Consider the following 19,036-nt stretch of genomic DNA (forward strand, 5'->3'; position numbering starts at 1 on the left):
CCGCCGGTCAGGCGGCGGCCCGTCCGCGCGCGGCGCGCCCGCGGTTCAGGCGCCAGTGCAGGCCCGCGGCCGCGCAGGCCAGGGCGGCGGCGGCTGCCAGTCCCAGCGCCTCGAAGCCGGCGTGGGTATAGATGGTGCCGGCGATGGCGGTGCCCAGGCTGGAACCCAGGTAGGTGGTGCAGGTGTTCAGGCCCAGCACCGCGCCGCGTTCCTCGGGGCGGGCGCGCGATAGCAGCAGCACCAGCAGGTTGAGGCTGAGCTGCGAGGCGGCGCCCCACAGCACGGCGACGGCGAGCACCGCGGCCAGCGAATGGGCCGCCGGCAGCAGGCCCAGGTAGACCATGGCGATCACGCCCAGCGCCAGCGGCAGCGCGCGGCGCGGGCCGGCGCGTTCGATCAGCGGCGCGCCCGTCACGCCGGCCAGCAGAAAGCCCGCGCCATACGCGAACGCGATAAAGCCCACCTGTCCGGCCGATAGCGCCAGCAGCGCGCGCACGTGATCGGCCAGGAACGCGTAGACGCCGTAGAAGGCGGCGGAGAACGCCAGGCAGCCCAGCAGCAGGGCCGGCACGTCGCGGTAGGACAGCGGCGCCAACAGGCGCGACAGGCGCAGCGCAGCGGGGTTGGCCGCGCGGCGCTCGGGCAGGCGGCGCAGGCCCAGCACGGCGACCGCGGCGCACAGCGCCAGCGTGGCGTAGGTGGCGCGCCAGCCCACCGCGTCGGAAATCAGGGCCGACAGCGGCACGCCGGCCACCAGCGACACCGACCAGCCGGCGATCACGCGCCCCAGCGTGCGCGCTTCCTGTCCCGGCGGGGCGATCAAGGAGGCCGAGCCGTAGGCGGCCGGCAGGATCACGCCGGCCGCGCCGCCGGCCAGGGCCTGGGCCAGCGTCAGCACGATCCAGTGCGGCGCGGCCGCGGACAGGACCAATGCGGCGATCAGCACGGCCATGGCGCACAGCAGCGCGCGCCGGATGCCGATGCGGTCGATGCGCGCGGCCAGCAGGAAGGCGCTGGCCGCCGTGGCCGCGCCGTAGGCCGAGATGGCGGTGCTGATGGTCAGCGCCGAGGTCGAGAACGAACGCGCCACGTCGCTCAGAATGGGGCTGAGCGCCAGGCCGTTGGAACCCACCACGCTGACGGCGAACATCAGCGCGGGGACGGAAGAAACTGGGGATTTGGACAGCGAACTGCTGGGGGTGTCACGATTCGGCATCCCGGGATTTTATTGGAATAAAATAAGGGTTAACTCCTATATTCCCTTATTCCATAAAAGTTCGAATGCCGTTCGGCAGAACACGATTCCAATGTCAGACCTAGACGACCGCGACCGAAAACTGTTAACGCTGCTGGCGGCCGACGCCACGCCCAGCTATGCGGAGCTGGGCAAGATGCTGAACCTTTCCGCCCCGGCGGTGCACGAGCGGGTCAAGCGCCTCAAGCGCGACGGGCTGATCAAGGGCATCGCCGCCCGGCTGGACGGCGCGCGCATCGGGCGCCCGCTGCTGGCCTTCGTGCACGTGGACACGGCCAACTGGACCATTACGCAGCAGGTGCTGGGGCTGGCAGAACTGAACGAGGTGGAAGAGATCCACACCATCACCGGCAAGAGCGCGATGCTGCTGAAGGTGCGGGTGCGCGACACCCAGGCGCTGGAGCTGTTGCTGGCGCGCATCCACCAGATCGAGGGCATCACCAACACCACCAGCGATATCGCCCTGACCAGCTACCTGGAGCGCGGGCCGCTGCCGGACAACGCCTGAGGCGATCAACACGAGCGCAGCCGCAGCCGCGTGATCTCGGAGGGCGCGCCCAGGCGCTTGGGCGGGCCCCAATAGCCGGTGCCGCGGCTGACGTAGACCCACATATTGCCCAGGCGGTGCAGCCCGGCGGTGTAGGGCTGCTGGAAGCGCACGAAGTATCCCCAAGGAAAGAACTGGCCGCCATGCGTGTGGCCGGAGAGCTGAAGGTTGAAGCCCAGCGCTTCGGCCGCGGCGGCGCTGCGCGGCTGATGGGCCAGCAGGATGCGGGGACGGGCGTCGGCCGGCGCGCCGGCCAGCGCGCCGGCGGGACTGCTGCCGTGCCGGGGATCGTAGGCGCCGGCGCCGTAGTCGGTGACGCCGGCCACCACCATCGGCAGGCCCAGGGGATGGATCACCGCATGCTCGTTCATCAGCACGCGCAGGCCCAGGCGGCGGAACTCCGCCACCCAGGGCGTGACGCCCGAATAGTATTCGTGGTTGCCGGTGACCAGGTAGACGCCGTAGGGCGCGCGCAATTCGCCCAGCGGGCGGGTGTGATCGGCCAGCTGCTCCACGCTGCCGTCGACCACGTCGCCGGTGATGGCGACCATGTCGGGCAGCAGCCCGTTGACGGCGTCGACGATGGCGCGGACGTAGTTCCGCTTGATGGTGGGACCGACGTGGATGTCGCTGATCTGCACGATGGTGAAGCCGTCCAGGTCGGGCGGCAGGTTCGAAATCGGCACGTCCACGTCGACGATGCGGGCGCGCCGCCGCGCGTTGACCAGGCCCACCAGCGTGCCGCACAGCGCCAGCAGCGCGACCGCCCAGGCGCTGAACTGGCGCAGCGCGCGCCAGGGCGGCGAGACGTCCAGCGGCAGCGTGGCCAGCCAGCCCAGCAGCAACAGCGCGTCGCGTATCACCGTCAGCACGAACAGCGACGAGAACAGCCCCATGGCGAGGAGCCCGACCCAGGCGTTGCGGTCGCCCCAGGGCGCGTGCATCGAGGAGCGGGCCAGCATGCCCAGCGGAATCAGGATGCAGGACAGCGCCAGCAACAGTATGGCCGCCGCCGAGCCGGCGCCGCCCAGCAGGGCGTCGGGGATCAGGCGTGCGCCCACATAGACGTGGGCCAGCGCGCCCAGGGTCAGGAAACGCAGGAAAAACGTGGATTGGCGTAGCGACATCGGCGGCGCGGGCGCGCCCGGGGCGCGCATGGCAAAAGAACCGCCATTCTATGCCGGGGCCGGAGCGCCGCTGATACGAATCTGCCTTAATCTGCCAGGCTCTCGCGGGCCAGCAGGCCTGCGTCCATTTCGCGCAAGGTATTGATTCCCAGCATGGCCATGTTGCGGTCGATCTCGGCGCGCAGCAGGCCGATGGCGTGCGCCACGCCGGCCTCGCCGCCGACCGCCGCCGCATAGTTGAAGGGGCGGCCCACGAACACGTGGCGCGCGCCCAGCGCCAGGGCCTTGAGCACGTCGCTGCCGCGGCGAATGCCGCTGTCCATCATCACCGTCATGTCGCCGGCGGCCGCGACCACGCCGGGCAGCGCGCGCAGCGGCGAGATCGCGCCGTCGAGCTGGCGGCCGCCGTGGTTCGAGACGATGACGCCGTCGGCGCCGTGGCTGCGGGCCAGCGCCGCGTCCTGCGGGTGCAGGATGCCCTTGATGATCAGCGCGCCGGGCCATTGCCGGCGGATGCGGGCCACGTGTTCCCAGTTCAGGTGGTCGCGCGCGCTGAAGTCGCGCAGCACCGAGGCCGAGACGATGGGCGCGCCGCGCGTGGCGAAGGAATTCTCGAAATGCGGCATGCCGTGCTTGAGCAGCGTGCGCAGAAAGGTGCCGGCCAGCCAGCGCGGGCGCGTGACGCCGTCCCAGGCCAGCCGCAGGCTGGGCTTGAGCGGCGTGGAAAAGCCGGTGCGCACGTTGTTCTCGCGATTGGCCGACACCGGGATGTCCACCGTCAGCACCAGGGTTTCGAAACCGGCGCGGCGCGCGCGTTCGACCAGCGCGTCAATGCGCTGCGGATCGCCCGGCAGATAGGCCTGGAACCAGGTGCCGGGCGCTTCGCGGATCACGTCTTCCAGCGGAATCAGCGAAGTCCCGCTGAGGATGGCCGGGATGCCTTGCGCGCGGGCGGCGCGGGCCAGCACGATGTCGCCGCGGTAGGTCGACAGCGCGCTGATGCCCATCGGCGCGATGCCGAAGGGCGAGGCGTAGCGGCGTCCGAACAGTTCGGTCTGCTGGCTGCGGCGCGACACGTCCACCAGGACGCGGGGCGCGAACGCGTAGCGTCTGAAGGCCTCGCGGTTGCTGCGCAGCGACTGGTTGTCTTCGGCCGCGCCGGCGATGTAGCCGAAGATCGGGCGCGGCAGGCGGCGGCGCGCGGCGGCCTCGAAATCATCCAGCGACAGCATGCGTTGCAGCGCGCGCGGCAGCGGCCGCGAGGCCTCGGCGGGGCTGCTGCCGGGAACGGTGACGGACGGAAGGATGGATGTCATGGCGGGCCCGCAAAAGCCCGTAATCTAGCAACGCGGATTCATCGCATAAAGCGAATAAATCCCGACATCCAGATTCGATTTTGGAGAACAAGCCCTGCCGGCTTCAGGCCGGCAGCGCCATCAGTTCGCCCATGCGCACGGGGCCCAGCACCGCGGGCGTGTCGGCCCAGCGGATCTTGCCCGGCCCGAACAGCACGATGGCGGTCGAACCCAGCTTGAAGCGGCCCATTTCGGCGCCCTTGGCCAGATGGATGGGCGCGCGCGCGGCGTCGTCGTAGCGCACGGCGCGCACGCGGCGCTTGTGCGGCGTGACCAGCCCGGCCCACACGGTTTCGATGGAGGCCACGATCATCGCGCCCACCAGCACCAGCGCCATCGGCCCGTATTCGGTGTCGAAGATGCAGACCACTCGCTCGTTGCGCGCGAACAGGCGCGGCACGTTGCGCGCCGTCAGCGGGTTGACCGAGAACAGGCGGCCCGGGACGTGGATCATTTCGCGCAGCGTGCCGGCGACCGGCATGTGCACGCGGTGATAGTCCTTGGGCGAGAGGTAGACGGTGGCGAATTCGCCGCCCTGGAACGGCGCGGCGCGTTCGGCGTCGCCGCCCAGCAGCTCGGCCAGGCCGTAGGAATGGCCCTTGGCCTGGAAGATGCGGCCGTGCTCGATGGCGCCCATCTGGCTGATGGCGCCGTCGGCGGGGCAGACCACCGAACCCGGCTCGTCGTCGCAGGGGCGCGCGCCTTCTTTGAGCGCGCGGGTGAAGAAATCATTGAAGCAATCGTAGGCCAGCGGATCTTCCTGCAGGGCCTCGCGCATGTCCACGCCGTAGCGGCGCACGAAACGCGAGATCATCCAGTTCTTGACCGCGGGTTCCCGGCAGTCGGCGGCCAGACCGAAAAGGCGCGACACCAGGTGGTGGGGCGCGAGGTACTGGCTGGCGAGAAATAATTGGTCTTTGATCGGCATGCTTGGGAAGGCCCGGCGACAAAAAAACGCGTCCCGCGTGTTGCGGGACGTCGTGATGAGCGGGGCATGGATTGTAACGCGTTCAGGCCCGTTTCAGGCGAATGCGCGGCGCCGGCCATTGCGGCGCGGCGCGCGCTACAGCTCCAGCACGATGCGGCCTTCGCGGGCGCGCGAGCAGCAGGCCATCATGCGCTGGCCGGCCTCGCGTTCGGCGCGCGTGAGCACCACGTCGCGATGGTCGATGGCGCCGTCCAGCACGCGCACCTCGCAAGACCCGCAAAGCCCTTCCTCGCAATCGCTCTGCACGTCGATGTTGGCGCCGCGCAATGCCGCCAGCAGGGTCTGGCCGGCCGGCACCTGCACCACGATGCCGGAGTCCTTCAGTTCCGCCTCGAACGCGTGTTCGCGCGACGGGTCCAGCGTGGCCAGGCTGGAATGGAAATGCTCCACGCGCAAGGCGTCCTCGGGCCAGTGCGCGCAGGCCTGCTGCAGCGCGCTCAGCATGCGCTCGGGACCGCAGGCGTAGATCTGGGCGCCGGCGTCCGGCCGGGCGAGCAGGGCGGCGAAATCGTTGCGGCCGCCTTCGTCGCCGATGTGCAGGTGCAGGCGCTCGCCGTGCAGCCCGGCCAGTTCGTCCAGCAGCGCCATGCAGCGGCGGCTGCGGCCGCTGTAGTGCAGCTGGTAGTCCAGGCCCAGTTCGCGCGCGCGGCGCGCCATGGCGCTGATGGGCGTGATGCCGATGCCGCCGGCGATGAGGATCAGGCGCGCGGCGCTTTCGTCCATCCGGAAATGATTGCGCGGCCCGCGCACCCGCACGCTGCTTCCGGGGCGCAGGTGTTCATGCACCCAGGCCGAGCCGCCGCGGCCATCGGCCTCGCGCAGCACCGCGATCTCCAGCGCGCCGCTGTCGGCCGGGTCGCCGCAAAGCGAGTATTGGCGCGACAGCCCGGTGTCGCCGCATTCGATGTCGATGTGGGAGCCGGGCGTCCAGCGCGGCAGCGGCTTGCCGTCGGGCGAGGCCATGCGGATGCGCGCGACGCCGTCGGCCGCGGCGGCGACCGAGGTCACCACCAGCTTGCGGCTGATGGCGTGGGTCGAGGGTTCGCCGATGCGCACCGGCTGGCTGCGGGCCAGCAGCGAGGGAACGCGGCGTTCGGGATTGGCGGCCGGGTCCCATTCCACCCACAGGTGTTCGGGGCCGCGGAACGAGGTGTTGGGCACATAGGTGAAGCGCTGCTCGGCCAGGCGCAGGTGCGGCAGCCGGCGGGTCAGCTCTTCCAGGAAGATCTGCATCTCCATGCGCGCCAGGTTCTTGCCCATGCACTGGTGCGCGCCGTAGCCGAAGGTCAACTGGTCGCTGGCGTTCTCGCGGCGGATGTCGAAAAAGTCGGCGTCGGCGAAATGGCGCTCGTCGTGGTTGGCCGAGGACGACACGATCAGCAGCTTGGCGCCGGCGGGGATCGCGACGCCGGCGATCTCGGTGTCGCGCGTGGCCAGGCGCCGCCACGCGGCGACCGAGCCGTTGTGGCGCAGGCATTCCTCGACCGCGTTGGGCAGCAGGCCCGGGTCTTCGCACAGCTCGCGCCAGGCCTCGGGGTGCTGCAGCAGGAGCTTGATGGCGTTGGCCGAGGCGTTGGCGGTGGTCTCGTGCGCGGCGACGATGCCGGCCATCATCATCGAATGCAGATAGGAGTCGGTGACCACGTCGGGGAATTCGCGCTGCTTGCGGATGCCGTACTGCATCCAGCCCGGGGCGTCGGGGTCCTGGCGCATCTTGTCCAGGATCTTGCCCGCCAGTTGCCAGAAATTGCCCACGGCATGGGCCACGGCGACCTGTTCTTCGGGCCTGGGCCGGCCCCAGGTGTTGACGGTGTGCGCGATGGAATATTCGCGCAGCCGGTCCATGTCTTCCTCGGGCACGCCCAGGAAGTGCAGGGCGACCGTCAGCGGCACTTCCCACAGCATCTGGTCGACCAGGTCGGCGCGGCCGTCGTCGATGAAGCGGTCCACGTATTCGCGGGTGAGCCGGCGCACCATGGGCTCATGGTGCTTGAGGGCCTCGGGCGTGAACGGGTCCATCAGCGCGCGCCGGCGCGCCATGTGGGCCGGCTCGTCTTCGTTGACCAGGGTGCGGTTCATGGCGTAGCCGTAGCTTTCCAGCACGGCGTTGGCCTCGGGGCCGGTGGGGGTGATTTTTTCCAGCGCGATGGACGGGCTGAAGGTGTGGTTGTCGCGGAACACGGCCTTGATGTCGTCGTAGCGCGTGACCACCCAATAACCCAGCTTGGGGCTGTAGAACACCGGTTCCTGTTCGCGCGCCCAGCGCACGTATTCGGGCGGGTCCTGCTGGTAGCCGTCGCCGAAGGGGTCGAACTCGGCCGCCCGCGGGCTGACGGGACAGCCCCGGGCCGCGGCCAGGGCGGCGTGGTCGACGGGACAGCCGCCGGCGTTGCCGGCGGGCGAAGGCGATTGCGGGGAGGGCTGGGCCATGACGATCACTCCGGATTACAATTGCGTAAATCATATACGCATAGCGTAAATTTTCAATTGGGGTAATCTCCGGGCAGGTCAGCCGCCGGCTGACGGCCTATCCCTCGCGCCGCCATGAGTCAGACTTCCGAATCCAGCCCCAATTCCGTCCCGTCCGCCGACGCGCCGCGGCCGCGCCAGCGGCGCCAGCGCGTGCAGGCCGCCGAAACCGGCATGGCGGTGTTGAAGGAGCTGGGCCGCCTGGGCGGGCGCGCCAGCCTGACGCTGCTGGCCACGCGCCTGGAGGAAAGCCCGGCCAAGGTGCACCGCTATCTGGTGAGCCTGATGGAAGCGGGCCTGGTGGCGCAGGACGCCGCCAGCCAGCAGTATTTCCTGGGCCTGGAAGCGATGCTGCTGGGCCTGGCGGCCCTGCGCCAGGCCGATCCCATCCGCCTGGCCGAACCCGGGCTGATCCGGCTGCGCGAAGGGCTGGAGGTGACCTGCTTCATCGCGGTCATGGGCAACAAGGGGCCGACCATCGTGCGCTTCGAAGAGCCGGGCCTGCCGGTCACGGTGAACGTGCGCATGGGCTCGGTGCTGTCGATGCTGTGGTCCGCCACGGGCCGGGTGTTCCTGTCCCTGCAGGACGACGCGCGGGTGCGCGCCCTGGCGGAGGCGGAATTGGCGCGCGCCCCGGCCGAGCTGCGCGCGCAGCTCGACCCCGCCGATCCGATCGGCCGTCTGCGCCGCGAGGTGCTGGAACAGGGCTGCGCCACGGTGCGCGACACCAACCTCAAGGGCATCAGCGCCGTGTCCGCGCCGCTGCTCAATCATGACGGCCGGCCGTGCGCGGCGCTGACCGCGCTGGGCGCCACCGGGGGGTTCGATCCATCGCCGGACGGGCCCATCGCCCAAGCGCTGCGGCGCGAGGCCGAGGCCGCCAGCGCGCTGCTGGGCTACCGGGCCGGCTGAGATCCGTCCGCGGCCTGGCCGCGCAGCCACGCCAGGGCCGCCTGCACCGCGGGCGCGCCGGCCGAGTTGCGGTTGATCACGGCGCCGATGTCGCCGAAGTTCGCCTCCAGCCGCAGCGGCAGGATGGCGACGCCGCCTTGCCGTTCGCAATAGCGCGCGATCGCCCGGGGCAACGCCGCCAGCCAGTCGTGCTGCGCCAGCAGCGCAAGCGTCGCCAGCAGTGAGTTGGACTGCAGGCTGGACGCCGGCGCGCGCACGCCGGCGCGCAGAAAAGCCTCTTCCAGCCGCTCGCGCATCAACGTGTCCTCCAGCGGCAGCACCCACGGCCAGCGCGCCAGTTCCCCGGTTTCCAGGGTGTCGCGGCCGGCCAGAGGATGGTCGGGGCGCGCGACGACCACGATGGGTTCCTCGTACAGGCGGATGACATCGCAGTCCGGCGGCAGCATGCGGCTGGCCAGGCGTCCCAGCACGATATCGAGTTCGTCGCGGGCCAGCTTTTCCAGCAATTCGTTGAGCGCGCCCTCGACCAGCTTGATCTCCAGCCGCTCGACCTGCGGCATGAGGTGCACGACCAGCTGCGGCGCGAGCCTGGGCGCGGCCGAGGGCAGGGTGCCCAGGCGCAGCAGGCTGGCGCCGCGCTCTTCGGCCGCCTGCAGTTCGGCGGCGACCCGGTCGGCCGCGCCCAGGCTGTAGCGGGCGTGGCGCACCATAACCATTCCGGCATGGGTGGGGTGGCTGCCCTGGGTTCCGCGTTCGAACAGGGCGTAGCCCACCTGTTCTTCCAGCTGGGCCAGGGCCTTGGAGGCGGCGGGCTGCGACATGTGCATGCGCTCGGCGGCGCGCCCGAGATGCCGCTCGTCGTCCAGCGCGACCAGCAGTTCGGCGTGGCGCCGCTTGAGGTGGGTGCCGGCTCGCTTGGTCATGGCCGAACATATCCTTGCGGTTATGAATAGTTCAGTTTATTTCATTTCACAGCGCCCGAGGCGGCTGGGCATACTTGCCGCTCGATAGATCAGGCGCCGGGACAGGGCGCCGGGATGGAGACAGCAATGAAAAGGTTGTGGATGGCCCTGGCGGCGGGCTGGGCCTGCGGCATGGCGGCGCCCGGCGCCGCGGCCGAGGCGTATCCGGCGCGGCCGGTGCAGATCGTGGTGCCGTTCGCGCCGGGCGGCGCGGTGGACGTGCTGACGCGCCAGCTCGCGCAGCGCCTGGAGCCGCGCGGCTACACGCTGGTGGTGGAGAACAAGCCGGGCGCGGGCGGCAATATCGCCGCCGGCCAGGTGGCGCGGGCCGCGCCGGACGGCTATACGCTCCTGATGGGCACCACCAACACCCACGGCATCAACAGCGCGCTGTACGACAAGTTGCCGTACGACCCGTTGCGCGACTTCGCGCCGGTCGGGCTGGTGGCGGACAACGTGGTGGTGCTGCTGGCCAACGCCGACTTTCCGGCGTCCACGCTGGCCGAGGCCGTCAGCCTGCTCAAGCAGAACCCGGGCAAGTACACCTACGGCTCGCCCGGGCTGGGCACGGTGCACCAGCTCGCCATGGAACAGCTCAAGCGGGCCGCGGGCCTGGAAGTGGTGCATGCGCCGTACAAGGGCGCCGCGCCCGCCATGGCCGACCTGGTGGCCGGGCACGTGCCGCTGATGATAGGCGGGATCGCCCCGGCCATTCCGTTCCTGGCGTCGGGCCGCGTCAAGGTGCTGGGCGTGGCCAATACCGAGAAATACGCCGCGCTGCCGGACGTGCCGCTGTTCTCCGACGTGGCCGCCAACGTCGGGGTGCGTTCGTGGATCGGCCTGTTCGCGCCCGCGGGCACGCCGCAGGCCGTGCTGTCGCGGCTGAGCGAGGACCTGCGGGCCGTGCTGACCGACGCTTCCTTCGCCCAGGCGCTGCAGCCGCTGGGCATGGTGCCCATCTACATGACGCCGCAGGCGTTCGGCGACATGGTCGCGCGCGACATGCCGGCCTGGCGCGCCGCGGTGGAACAGTCCGGAGCGAAGCAATGACCCCGGCCGCCCAGCCCGTGAACTTCCTGCTGTTCATCACCGACCAGCATCGCGCCGACCATGTCGGCGCCTATGGCAACCGCGTGGTCCGCACGCCCAACCTGGACCGGCTGGCCGCCGGCGGCTGGCGCGCCGACAACATGCACGTGGCCACGCCCATCTGCATGCCCAACCGGGCCAGCCTGATGACGGGGCGCTACCCTTCCGCGCACGGCGCGCGCCACAACGGCATCGCGCTGTCGCTGCGCAGCCGCACCTTCGTCGAAGCCATGCGCCAGGCCGGCTACGGCACCTCGCTGGTCGGCAAGGTGCACCTGCAGAACATGACCGACATCGCGCCTTCCTGGCCGGTGCGGGCCGAAGACCGGCTGCCGCACGAGGCCGTGACGCCCGACGCCGGGCGCTACGACCAGGAGCTGCGCAAGCTGTGGCTGGAGCGCGACGACCACGACCTGAGCCTGCCGTACTACGGCTTCGAGCAGGTGGACCTGGTCGACGACCATAGCGACGACGTGCACGGCCATTACCGCCGCTGGCTGCGCCGCGAGTATCCCGAGGTGGAAGCCATGATCGGCCCGGCACAGGCCACGCCCGCGCCGGAATACGCGCTCACGCAGATCCGCCAGGCCTGGCGCACGCGCGTGCCGGAAGCGCTGTATCCCACCGCCTACATCGCCGACCGCAGCATCGAGGCGCTGCGCGGCTACGCGGCGCAGGGGCGGCCGTTCTTCATGCAGTGTTCGTTTCCGGACCCGCACCATCCGTTCACGCCGCCCGGCCGGTTCTGGGACATGTACCGGCCCGAGGACATGGAGCTGCCGGCGTCCTTCCATTCGGCCGAGCCGCCGCCTCCCCACGTGGCCTGGCTGCGCGCCCAGCGCGACGCCGGCACGGCGATCAGGCACACGCCGGCGATCTTCGCCTGCAACGAGCGCGAGGCGCGCGAGGCCCTGGCGCTGAACTACGGGTCCATCGCCAATATCGACAACCAGATCGGCCGCGTGCTGGCGGAGCTGGACGCGCTGGGCCTGGCCTCCAACACGGTGGTGATCTTCACCAGCGACCACGGCGACTACCTCGGCGACCACCAGCTGATGCTGAAGGGGCCGATCCACTACCGCGGCCTGACGCGGGTGCCGTTCATCTGGCGCGATCCGGCCTCGGCCGGCCGCCCGGGCGCGGCCAGCGTAGCCTTGCTCAGCACCATCGACGTGGCGCCCACGGTGTTGGCGCGCGCCGGCGTGCAGCCCTATAACGGCATCCAGGGCCGCGATATGGCGGGCCTGATCGCGGGGCGCGAGACGGCGTTGCGCGACGCGCTGATGATCGAAGAGGAAGGCCAGCGCGTGATCCTGGGCTTCGACAGCCGCATCCGCTGCCGCACGCTGCTGGCCGAGGGCTTTCGCGCCACGGTGTACGACGGCGCGCGCTGGGGCGAGCTGTACGACCTGGCGCGGGACCCGCATGAAACGCGCAATCTGTGGGACGACCCGGCCCACGCCGGCGTGCGCGCCCGGCTGATGGAGCGCCTGGCCTACGGCATGCTGGAACACATCGACACCAGCCCGTATCCCACGGCGCTGGCCTGACCGGCCCGGGGACGGCTTACGCGGCCTTGGCGCCCAGCTTGGTCTGGTACAGCCAGTTCTTGTAGTCGTCCAGGTCGCCGTCGAAGGGGCTGACCTTGCCGTCGGCCACGATGATGAACTGGTCGGTGGTGGCGCGCAGCAGGTGGCGGTCGTGCGACACCAGCACCAGCGTGCCTTCGAACTGCGCCAGCGCCGAGGTCAGCGCCTCGCGGGTTTCCAGGTCCAGGTGGTTGGTGGGCTCGTCCAGGAGCAGCAGGTTGGGGCGCTGCCACACGATGAGCGCCAGCGCCAGCCGCGCCTTTTCGCCGCCGGAGAACGGCGCGATGGAACTGGTGGCCATGGCGCCGTTGAAATTGAAGCTGCCCAGGAAGTTGCGCAGCTCCTGCTCGCGCACGTTGGGCGCGGCCTTGGTCATGTGCCACAGCGGCGATTCGTCGTGGCGCAGCATCTCCACCTGGTGCTGGGCGAAATAGCCGATCGACAGGCCCTTGTTGAACTGCGTGTCGCCGGCCAGCGTATCCAGCTCGCCGGCGATGGTCTTGATGAAGGTCGACTTGCCGGCGCCGTTGATGCCCAACAGGCCGATGCGCTGGCCCGCCTGCAGCGAGAAATTGATGCCCGAGACGATGATCTTGTCGGAGGCGGCCTGCGTGTCCTCGTCGATGCTGCGGTAGCCGGCGCTGACCCGGTCCATGGTCAGCAGCGGATTGGGCGCGCGCAGCGGCTCGCGGAACTCGAACGAGAACTCGGCGGCCGCGCGCAGCGGCGCCACTTCCTCCATGCGCGCCAGCGCCTTGATGCGGCTTTGCGCCTGGCGCGCCTTGCTGGCCTGCGCCTTGAAGCGGTCGATGAAGGATTGCAGGTGCGCGCGCTGGCGCATCTGCTTCTCCATCATGCCCTGCGCCAGTTCGAGCTGGGCGGCGCGCTGGCGTTCGAAAGACGAATAATTGCCGGAGTAGCGCTTGAGCTTGCGTTCGTCGATATGGACGATGACGTTGACCACGCCGTCCAGGAAATCGCGGTCGTGCGAGATCACGATCAGCGTGCCGGGATAGCGCTTGAGCCAGTCCTCCAGCCAGATGATGGCGTCCAGGTCCAGGTGGTTGGTGGGCTCGTCCAGCAGCAGCAGGTCGGACGGGCACATCAGCGCCTGCGCCAGGTTCAGGCGCATGCGCCAGCCGCCGGAGAAGCTGGTCAGCGGCAGATGCATCTGCGCCTGGGTGAAGCCCAGGCCGGTCAGCAGCTGTTCGGCGCGCGAATGCACGGTGTAGGCGTCGGCGTCGGCCAGCGCGGCGTAGATGTCGGCCATGCGCAGGCCGTTCTCGGCGCTTTCGGGCTCGGCCTCCAGGGCCGCCAGCTCGGCTTCCAGGCGGCGCAGCGTGACGTCGCCGTCGATCGCGTATTCGATGGCGGGACGGTCCAGCGCGGGCGTCTCCTGCGCCACGTGCGCCATGCGCCAATTCGCCGGGAAATCCAGGTCGCCCTGGTCCGCGTGCAGCGTGCCGCGCAGCAGCCCGAACAGGCTGGACTTGCCGGCGCCGTTGGCGCCGATCAGGCCGATCTTGTCGCCCGGGTTCAGGAGCAGGTCGGCGCGGTCGAGCAGCGGCTTGACGCCGCGGGCGAGTGAAACTTGTTGGAAGCGGATCATGGAGGAGCTGGCGCGGCCGCGCTCCCGCCGCAGGCTGCGGCGCAAAGAGGGACCGGGGAAGGGTCGGTATTGTACAGATCCCCGGTAGGCGCCCTAAGCCCGCGCGATGGCCTCGGCCAGCGCCAGCACGCGCAGCGCTTCCTGCGCGTGCAGGTTTTCCACCAGCGCGCCGTCGACCACGGCCACGCCCTGGCCGGCAGCCTGCGCCGCGCGCCAGGCTTCCAGGCGCCGGCGCGCGCCGGCCAGTTCGTCCTCGGTGGGCGCGAACGCGGCGTTGGCGGCCGCGATCTGTTTCGGGTGGATCAGCGTCTTGCCGTCGAAGCCCTGGTCGCGCCCCTGCTTGCAGGCCGCGGCCAGGCCGGTGTCGTCGTGCAGGTCCAGGTGCACGCCGTCCAGCACGGCCAGGCCGTGGGCGCGCGCCGCCATCACCGCCAGCGAGCGCGCCAGCAGGGTTTCTTCGCGCGACGGCGTGTGGCGGGCGTGCAGGTCCTTGACCAGGTCGGAGGTGCCGACCACGATGGCGGCCAGCCGGGGATGGCCGCCGGCGATGGCGTCGAGGCGCAGAAAGCCCAGCGGCGTTTCCGCCATCGCCCATAGCGGCAGGCCGGCGGGCGCGCCGGCTTCGTCCAGCGCCTGCGCCAGCGCCGCCAGTTCCGCGGCCGACTGCACCTTGGGCAGCAGCACGGCGTCGGCGCCGGCGCGGGCGATGACGCGCACGTCGTCGCGGCCCCAGGGCGTGTCCAGCGCGTTGACGCGCACCACGCATTCGCGCCGTCCGTAGCCGCCGGCGCGCAGGGCGGCGGCGACCTGTTCGCGCGCCTGCGCCTTGGCGTCGGGCGCGACGGCGTCTTCCAGGTCCAGGATCAGGACGTCGGCGTCCAGGCTGCGCGCCTTGTCGAGCGCGCGGGCGTTGGCCCCCGGCATGTACAGGACGGAACGGCGGGGACGGATAGGGGAGTGCATGGTCGGGATTCTCAGGGTTGGACGCCGCCGACGATCTGCACGGGTTCGGTGCAGACGTAGCCCACGCCGTAGACGGTGCGGATGCCGAGGTCGCCGCCGGTTTGTTCGCGCAGCTTGCGGCGCAGCCGGTGCACGTGCGCATCGAGCCGGTGGGTGTCGTAGGCCGCTGCGCTGGCGCCCAGGGCCTCGATCAGGCGGGCGCGCGACAGCGGCAGCGGGGCGGCCTGGACCAGGGCGCCGACCAGCCGGCTTTCGGTGTCGGTGATGTCCACGCGCACCTGCCCGGGCGAGAGCAGCACGCGACGCGCCGGATCGAAGCGCCAGCCGCCGGGCCGGGCCTCGCCGTCGCCGGGCACCACGCGCAGGCGGCGGGCCAGCGCCACCAGGGTGGCGCCCAGCTCGGCCAGGTTGACGGGTTTGGTCAGGTAGTGGTCGGCGCCCAGGCTCAGGCCGGACACCTTGTCTTCGCTCAGCAGCCGTCCGGTGAGCATGATGATGCCCATGGACGGAAAGCTGGTGCGCAGGTGCGATACGCGGGTCAGCGCGTCGCCGTCGGGCAGCATGGCGTCCAGCACCAGGATGCCCGGGGTCACGTCGAGCAGCAGGCGGTCCAGCTCGGCCAGCGAGCCGGCGGTGAGGATGGGACCGCCCAGGCCGAGGTCGGCGATGAACTCGGCGATGGTATCGCGCCAGTCCCGGTGGTCGTCGACGATGACGATGGTCACGGCGAATATGGCGCCAGCGCTTGCACGAGGGGCGCTCCAAGGGCTAACACGCTATCCGCTCCTTCCATCCGAGGCTTGTTATCGGCGGAGAATATCATCAACGCCGCACTGCGGCATCGGCAAGCCGGCGCAGGTAGGGGTGGTCAAAAAGTGAGCAGCCCCTGCGGCATCGCCCGAAAGGCCATCAGCCTTGCGCGCGAGCCATTCTTATCCACAGAAATTGTGGATAAGCGCCGGACCTGTGGATACCGCCGCTTCAGGCGGGCAGGCGCTCGACCGGAACGCCCGCGGGCACCTGGCGCAGCCGGTCGCGCGTGATGCGCAACGCGGAAAAGCGCGTTTTGCGCGCCGCGGCATTCTGCAGCAGGACGGACAGCACCGCGCCCTTGTCCTGCACCCACTGGGTCTTGCCGCGCAGCAGCTTCATCGCGTTCTCGGCCGTGCCCAGGCGGTAGGACATGGCGTCGATCTGGATGGTGTGCCTGCCGTCGAAGCGCGAGGCGTCCTGGTCGGTGAGCGCGGCGGCGTCGAGGTTGCTGCTTTCGTGGTCGATGCGGTAGATGAACTGCAGGCCGCTATGCGGGTCCTGCACCACGATGAGCTTGTCCGAGCCGGAGACGTCGGACAGCATGCCGATCACCCGCGACTCGACCAATTGGTTGCCGCGCTGCTCCTGCGTGTACAGGAAGATGGTGGGGAGGGGCGGGGCGGAGAAGCTGCTTTCCATATCGAAGACACCGTGCCTGTGACGCCGCCTCTTACGCCCGGGCGCGGCGCTGGCGCACCGCCTGCGCCAGCATGTCGAGCACCGGCTCGGTCTGGGTCCAGCCCAGGCAGGCGTCGGTGATGGAGACGCCGTGGCGCAGCGGCTGGCCGGCCTTGAGGTCCTGGCGGCCTTCTTCGAGGTGGCTTTCGATCATGACGCCGGTGATGCGCGCGTCGCCCGCGGCCAGCTGGGCCGCGATGTCGCGCGCCACGTCGACCTGGCGCAGGTGCGACTTGTTGGAGTTGGCGTGCGAGCAGTCGATCATGACCTGTTCGCGCTGGCCGGCGGCGCGCAGCGCGGCGCAGCTGGCGTCGACGCTGGCGGCGTCGTAGTTCGGGCCCTGTTTGCCGCCGCGCAGGATGACGTGGGTGTCCTGGTTGCCGCGGGTCTCGAAAATGGCGGCCATGCCCATTTTGGTCATGCCCATGAAGGCGTGCTTGGCGCTGGCGGCCACCATGGCGTCGGCGGCGATCTGCACGCCGCCGTCGGTGCCGTTCTTGAAGCCCAGCGGACAGCTCAGGCCGGAGGCGAGCTGGCGGTGGCTGGGGCTTTCGGTGGTGCGCGCGCCGATGGCGCCCCAGGAGATCAGGTCGGCGATGTACTGCGGGCTGAGCAGGTCCAGGAATTCGGTGGCGATCGGCAGGCCCAGGCCGCTGATGTCCAGCAGCAGTTCGCGCGCGCGGCGCAGGCCTTCGTTGATGCGGAAGCTGCCGTCCAGGCGCGGGTCGTTGATGTAGCCTTTCCAGCCCACCGTGGTGCGCGGCTTCTCGAAGTAGACGCGCATGACGATGAGCAGATCCTTGCGGTAGTGCTCGGCGGCGGCGCGCAGGCGGCCGGCGTATTCCATGGCCTGGTCGCGGTCGTGGATGGAGCAGGGGCCGACCACCAGCACCAGGCGGTCGTCGCGGCCGTGCAGCACGTCGGCGATTTCGGCGCGGCTGCGTTCGACCAGCATCTGGATTTCGCTCGATACCGGCAGTTCGTCCTGCAGCAGGGCGGGTGAGATCAGCGGCCGCACGGCGCCGATGCGGGTGTCGTCCGTGCGCGTATTGTCCTGGGTGGAGTCGGCCGTACCGACCTCGCGGTCGTGCAGGGGATCGTCAATGCGGGTCAAGGGAAGCTCCGTGCCGTAGATGCGGGAAAGACCGCCATTATCGCACCGCGCAGCCGTCCGGTTGCCTACGTCCGGCTGATGGGCCGATTTCTACGTCTATCGGCGACGCTATGGCATTAACCCGTTAGCGATAAGGACAGGTCCTGCACCGATAACGTAGCATTGCGGCTACAGTGTTCCTGCGGCCGCCTGCAAGGGCCCGCCCTATTCGACTAGGACGGTAGACAATGCCTAAGACCGACGCCGGCGCGACCCGACGGATTCTTCTCGTGGAAGACCATCCCGTCGAACGCGCCTATCTGCAGAACGTGCTTCTGGCGTTCGGTTTTCGGCGGGTGGCGGGGCTGGGCAGCAGCGCCGAGGCCGTCGGCGCGCTGACGCGCCAGTTCTACGACGTGGTCATCAGCGACATCGTGGTGGGCGAGGGCGACGGCACGCGCCTGCCCAACGAGCTGCGCCGCCTGGTCGACGCCGGCCGCCTCAAGCGCATGCCTCCCATCATCTGGATCAGCAGCCTCAGCGACGAGCTGCTGCAATCGCACGTGCGTCTGGCGCTGCAGGCCGGCTGCCCGTCGGCCCAGGCGCTGTCCAAGCCGGTTTCGCGCAGCGCCCTGCAACAGGCCATGAAGACCGCGCTGCGCAGCATCGACGAACACGACGCGGCCTCGCCGCAGCCGAATGCCGTGCGCCGCGACGTGATGGAAGTGGCGCTGGGGCACGCGCTGATCACCGGCCAGGGCATGAGCGTGGTGCTGCAGCCGCAGATGAGCCTGTCCACCGGCCGCGTGCTGGCGGCCGAGGCGCTGTCGCGCTGGGAGCATCCCGAACTGGGCGCCATACCGGCGGTGGATTTCGTGCCGGCCGCGCACCGGCTGGGCCTGGACCGCATGCTGTTCAGCCGGGTCACCGACCGCGTCATCGAGGTGCTCGGCCGCATGCATGCCCAGGACATCGCGGTGCCCATCGCGATCAACGCCTCGGCGTCCACGCTGTGCACCCGCGACCTGCCCGCGCTGCTGGAGCAGCGCGTCGGGCAGGCCGGCCTGCCGGCGCGGCTGGTCAAGGTCGAGCTGACCGAGGACGAGCCGGTCACCGACTGGCTGGCGCTGTCCTCGGTGCTGAACCTGCTGCGGGTGCGCGGCTTCGAGCTGGCGATGGACGATTTCGGCGCCGGCATCGCCTCGATGCGGCTGTTCTCGGCCATGCCGTTCACCGAGCTCAAGATAGACCGCGACTTCATCGTGCACATGCATCGCGAGCCGGCCTCGCGCGCGGTGGTGGCCGCCGCGATCGAAATGGGCCGCGTGCTGGGCCGCCGCGTGGTGGCCGAAGGCGTGGAGCACGAGCGCGACCTGCAGCTGCTGCGCGAACTCGGCTGCGACGTGGCGCAGGGCTACGGCATCTCCATGCCGCTGGAGCCGGACGCCTTCATCGAATTCTGTCGCCAGCACTGAACGGCTTGACCGCAATCAAGCGCTTGCCCGCGGGCCGGCGGGCAGGCGGCCGCGCCGCGCTACCATTGATATAGGGACGCCTTGCCGGTCGGCGGGCGCCCGGACCTTCAAA

At 70.2% G+C, this 19,036-nt stretch carries 16 protein-coding genes; 5 read left to right on the forward strand and 11 right to left on the reverse strand.

The annotated features are described in order from the left end of the window. Positions 1 to 7: 7 nt before the first annotated feature. Complete coding sequence (locus tag AC1IQ6_RS13605) at positions 8 to 1,216, reverse strand: MFS transporter (RefSeq protein ID WP_485866512.1); 1,209 nt, start codon at positions 1,214 to 1,216, stop codon at positions 8 to 10. A gap of 91 nt (positions 1,217 to 1,307) precedes the next feature. Here AC1IQ6_RS13605 and AC1IQ6_RS13610 point away from each other — a divergent pair, with 91 nt between their 5' ends. Further along, positions 1,308 to 1,763, forward strand: coding sequence for an Lrp/AsnC family transcriptional regulator (locus tag AC1IQ6_RS13610; RefSeq protein WP_102771242.1), 456 nt, complete (start codon positions 1,308 to 1,310; stop codon positions 1,761 to 1,763). A 5-nt stretch (positions 1,764 to 1,768) separates the two neighbouring features. Here AC1IQ6_RS13610 and AC1IQ6_RS13615 read toward each other — a convergent pair whose 3' ends face one another. The 4 genes from AC1IQ6_RS13615 to AC1IQ6_RS13630 form a co-directional block, all read right to left on the reverse strand. Continuing rightward, positions 1,769 to 2,929 (reverse strand): metallophosphoesterase, encoded by a 1,161-nt coding sequence (locus AC1IQ6_RS13615; RefSeq protein WP_485866513.1) that lies wholly within the window; start codon positions 2,927 to 2,929, stop codon positions 1,769 to 1,771. Positions 2,930 to 3,015: 86 nt separating this feature from the next. Continuing rightward, positions 3,016 to 4,245 (reverse strand): alpha-hydroxy acid oxidase, encoded by a 1,230-nt coding sequence (locus tag AC1IQ6_RS13620; RefSeq protein ID WP_485866514.1) that lies wholly within the window; start codon positions 4,243 to 4,245, stop codon positions 3,016 to 3,018. Between the two features lie 103 nt (positions 4,246 to 4,348). Next, a complete protein-coding gene (asd, locus tag AC1IQ6_RS13625; protein ID WP_102771240.1) occupies positions 4,349 to 5,212 on the reverse strand; it encodes an archaetidylserine decarboxylase in 864 nt (287 codons plus the stop codon). Positions 5,213 to 5,347: 135 nt separating this feature from the next. Next, positions 5,348 to 7,702 (reverse strand): cytochrome P450, encoded by a 2,355-nt coding sequence (locus AC1IQ6_RS13630; protein ID WP_485866515.1) that lies wholly within the window; start codon positions 7,700 to 7,702, stop codon positions 5,348 to 5,350. Positions 7,703 to 7,816: 114 nt separating this feature from the next. Between AC1IQ6_RS13630 and AC1IQ6_RS13635 the strand changes: the two genes are divergently transcribed. Beyond that, a complete protein-coding gene (locus AC1IQ6_RS13635; protein WP_485866516.1) occupies positions 7,817 to 8,653 on the forward strand; it encodes an IclR family transcriptional regulator in 837 nt (278 codons plus the stop codon). On the opposite strand, the gene AC1IQ6_RS13640 is transcribed toward AC1IQ6_RS13635, so the two are convergent. Continuing rightward, entirely contained in the window at positions 8,638 to 9,576 is a 939-nt protein-coding gene (locus AC1IQ6_RS13640; RefSeq protein ID WP_485866517.1) for a LysR substrate-binding domain-containing protein, read from the reverse strand. The two genes, AC1IQ6_RS13635 and AC1IQ6_RS13640, sit on opposite strands and share 16 nt — an antisense overlap. A 126-nt stretch (positions 9,577 to 9,702) precedes the next feature. Between AC1IQ6_RS13640 and AC1IQ6_RS13645 the strand changes: the two genes are divergently transcribed. Beyond that, positions 9,703 to 10,665, forward strand: coding sequence for a Bug family tripartite tricarboxylate transporter substrate binding protein (locus AC1IQ6_RS13645; protein ID WP_102771236.1), 963 nt, complete (start codon positions 9,703 to 9,705; stop codon positions 10,663 to 10,665). Then, positions 10,662 to 12,254, forward strand: a complete 1,593-nt coding sequence (locus tag AC1IQ6_RS13650; protein WP_102771235.1) for a sulfatase family protein — start codon at positions 10,662 to 10,664, stop codon at positions 12,252 to 12,254. The genes AC1IQ6_RS13645 and AC1IQ6_RS13650 overlap by 4 nt, the downstream gene beginning before the upstream one ends. A 16-nt stretch (positions 12,255 to 12,270) precedes the next feature. Here AC1IQ6_RS13650 and AC1IQ6_RS13655 read toward each other — a convergent pair whose 3' ends face one another. The 5 genes from AC1IQ6_RS13655 to AC1IQ6_RS13675 all read right to left on the reverse strand — a co-directional run bounded on the left by AC1IQ6_RS13655 (position 12,271) and on the right by AC1IQ6_RS13675 (position 17,470). Next, on the reverse strand, positions 12,271 to 13,902 hold the full coding sequence (locus AC1IQ6_RS13655) for an ATP-binding cassette domain-containing protein (protein ID WP_102771234.1): 1,632 nt from the start codon (positions 13,900 to 13,902) through the stop codon (positions 12,271 to 12,273). 93 nt (positions 13,903 to 13,995) lie between these two features. Then, a complete protein-coding gene (locus tag AC1IQ6_RS13660) occupies positions 13,996 to 14,865 on the reverse strand; it encodes an HpcH/HpaI aldolase/citrate lyase family protein (RefSeq protein WP_485866518.1) in 870 nt (289 codons plus the stop codon). A gap of 11 nt (positions 14,866 to 14,876) precedes the next feature. Further along, positions 14,877 to 15,590 carry a response regulator transcription factor gene (locus AC1IQ6_RS13665; RefSeq protein WP_102771231.1) on the reverse strand — a complete coding sequence of 238 codons (714 nt, stop codon included), beginning with the start codon at positions 15,588 to 15,590 and terminating at the stop codon, positions 14,877 to 14,879. Positions 15,591 to 15,846: 256 nt separating this feature from the next. Further along, positions 15,847 to 16,317 (reverse strand): hypothetical protein, encoded by a 471-nt coding sequence (locus tag AC1IQ6_RS13670; protein ID WP_102771230.1) that lies wholly within the window; start codon positions 16,315 to 16,317, stop codon positions 15,847 to 15,849. A gap of 31 nt (positions 16,318 to 16,348) precedes the next feature. Next, complete coding sequence (locus AC1IQ6_RS13675; RefSeq protein WP_280638452.1) at positions 16,349 to 17,470, reverse strand: 3-deoxy-7-phosphoheptulonate synthase; 1,122 nt, start codon at positions 17,468 to 17,470, stop codon at positions 16,349 to 16,351. A 227-nt stretch (positions 17,471 to 17,697) separates the two neighbouring features. Here AC1IQ6_RS13675 and AC1IQ6_RS13680 point away from each other — a divergent pair, with 227 nt between their 5' ends. Continuing rightward, the gene (locus AC1IQ6_RS13680) at positions 17,698 to 18,924 is read left to right on the forward strand and encodes an EAL domain-containing response regulator (protein WP_102771228.1); all 1,227 of its coding nucleotides are present in this window, start codon (positions 17,698 to 17,700) and stop codon (positions 18,922 to 18,924) included. Positions 18,925 to 19,036 lie beyond the last annotated feature (112 nt).

It is taken from the genome of Achromobacter sp. MUI-25009338 (assembly GCF_057359325.1).

What these genes read in the sequence shown, in the direction of transcription:
- AC1IQ6_RS13605 (WP_485866512.1), bottom strand. Translation starts at nt 1,216, where the DNA reads ATGCCGAATCGTGACACCCCCAGCAGTTCGCTGTCCAAATCCCCAGTT.
- AC1IQ6_RS13610 (WP_102771242.1), top strand. Translation starts at nt 1,308, where the DNA reads ATGTCAGACCTAGACGACCGCGACCGAAAACTGTTAACGCTGCTGGCG.
- AC1IQ6_RS13615 (WP_485866513.1), bottom strand. Translation starts at nt 2,929, where the DNA reads ATGTCGCTACGCCAATCCACGTTTTTCCTGCGTTTCCTGACCCTGGGC.
- AC1IQ6_RS13620 (WP_485866514.1), bottom strand. Translation starts at nt 4,245, where the DNA reads ATGACATCCATCCTTCCGTCCGTCACCGTTCCCGGCAGCAGCCCCGCC.
- asd (WP_102771240.1), bottom strand. Translation starts at nt 5,212, where the DNA reads ATGCCGATCAAAGACCAATTATTTCTCGCCAGCCAGTACCTCGCGCCC.
- AC1IQ6_RS13630 (WP_485866515.1), bottom strand. Translation starts at nt 7,702, where the DNA reads ATGGCCCAGCCCTCCCCGCAATCGCCTTCGCCCGCCGGCAACGCCGGC.
- AC1IQ6_RS13635 (WP_485866516.1), top strand. Translation starts at nt 7,817, where the DNA reads ATGAGTCAGACTTCCGAATCCAGCCCCAATTCCGTCCCGTCCGCCGAC.
- AC1IQ6_RS13640 (WP_485866517.1), bottom strand. Translation starts at nt 9,576, where the DNA reads ATGACCAAGCGAGCCGGCACCCACCTCAAGCGGCGCCACGCCGAACTG.
- AC1IQ6_RS13645 (WP_102771236.1), top strand. Translation starts at nt 9,703, where the DNA reads ATGAAAAGGTTGTGGATGGCCCTGGCGGCGGGCTGGGCCTGCGGCATG.
- AC1IQ6_RS13650 (WP_102771235.1), top strand. Translation starts at nt 10,662, where the DNA reads ATGACCCCGGCCGCCCAGCCCGTGAACTTCCTGCTGTTCATCACCGAC.
- AC1IQ6_RS13655 (WP_102771234.1), bottom strand. Translation starts at nt 13,902, where the DNA reads ATGATCCGCTTCCAACAAGTTTCACTCGCCCGCGGCGTCAAGCCGCTG.
- AC1IQ6_RS13660 (WP_485866518.1), bottom strand. Translation starts at nt 14,865, where the DNA reads ATGCACTCCCCTATCCGTCCCCGCCGTTCCGTCCTGTACATGCCGGGG.
- AC1IQ6_RS13670 (WP_102771230.1), bottom strand. Translation starts at nt 16,317, where the DNA reads ATGGAAAGCAGCTTCTCCGCCCCGCCCCTCCCCACCATCTTCCTGTAC.
- AC1IQ6_RS13680 (WP_102771228.1), top strand. Translation starts at nt 17,698, where the DNA reads ATGCCTAAGACCGACGCCGGCGCGACCCGACGGATTCTTCTCGTGGAA.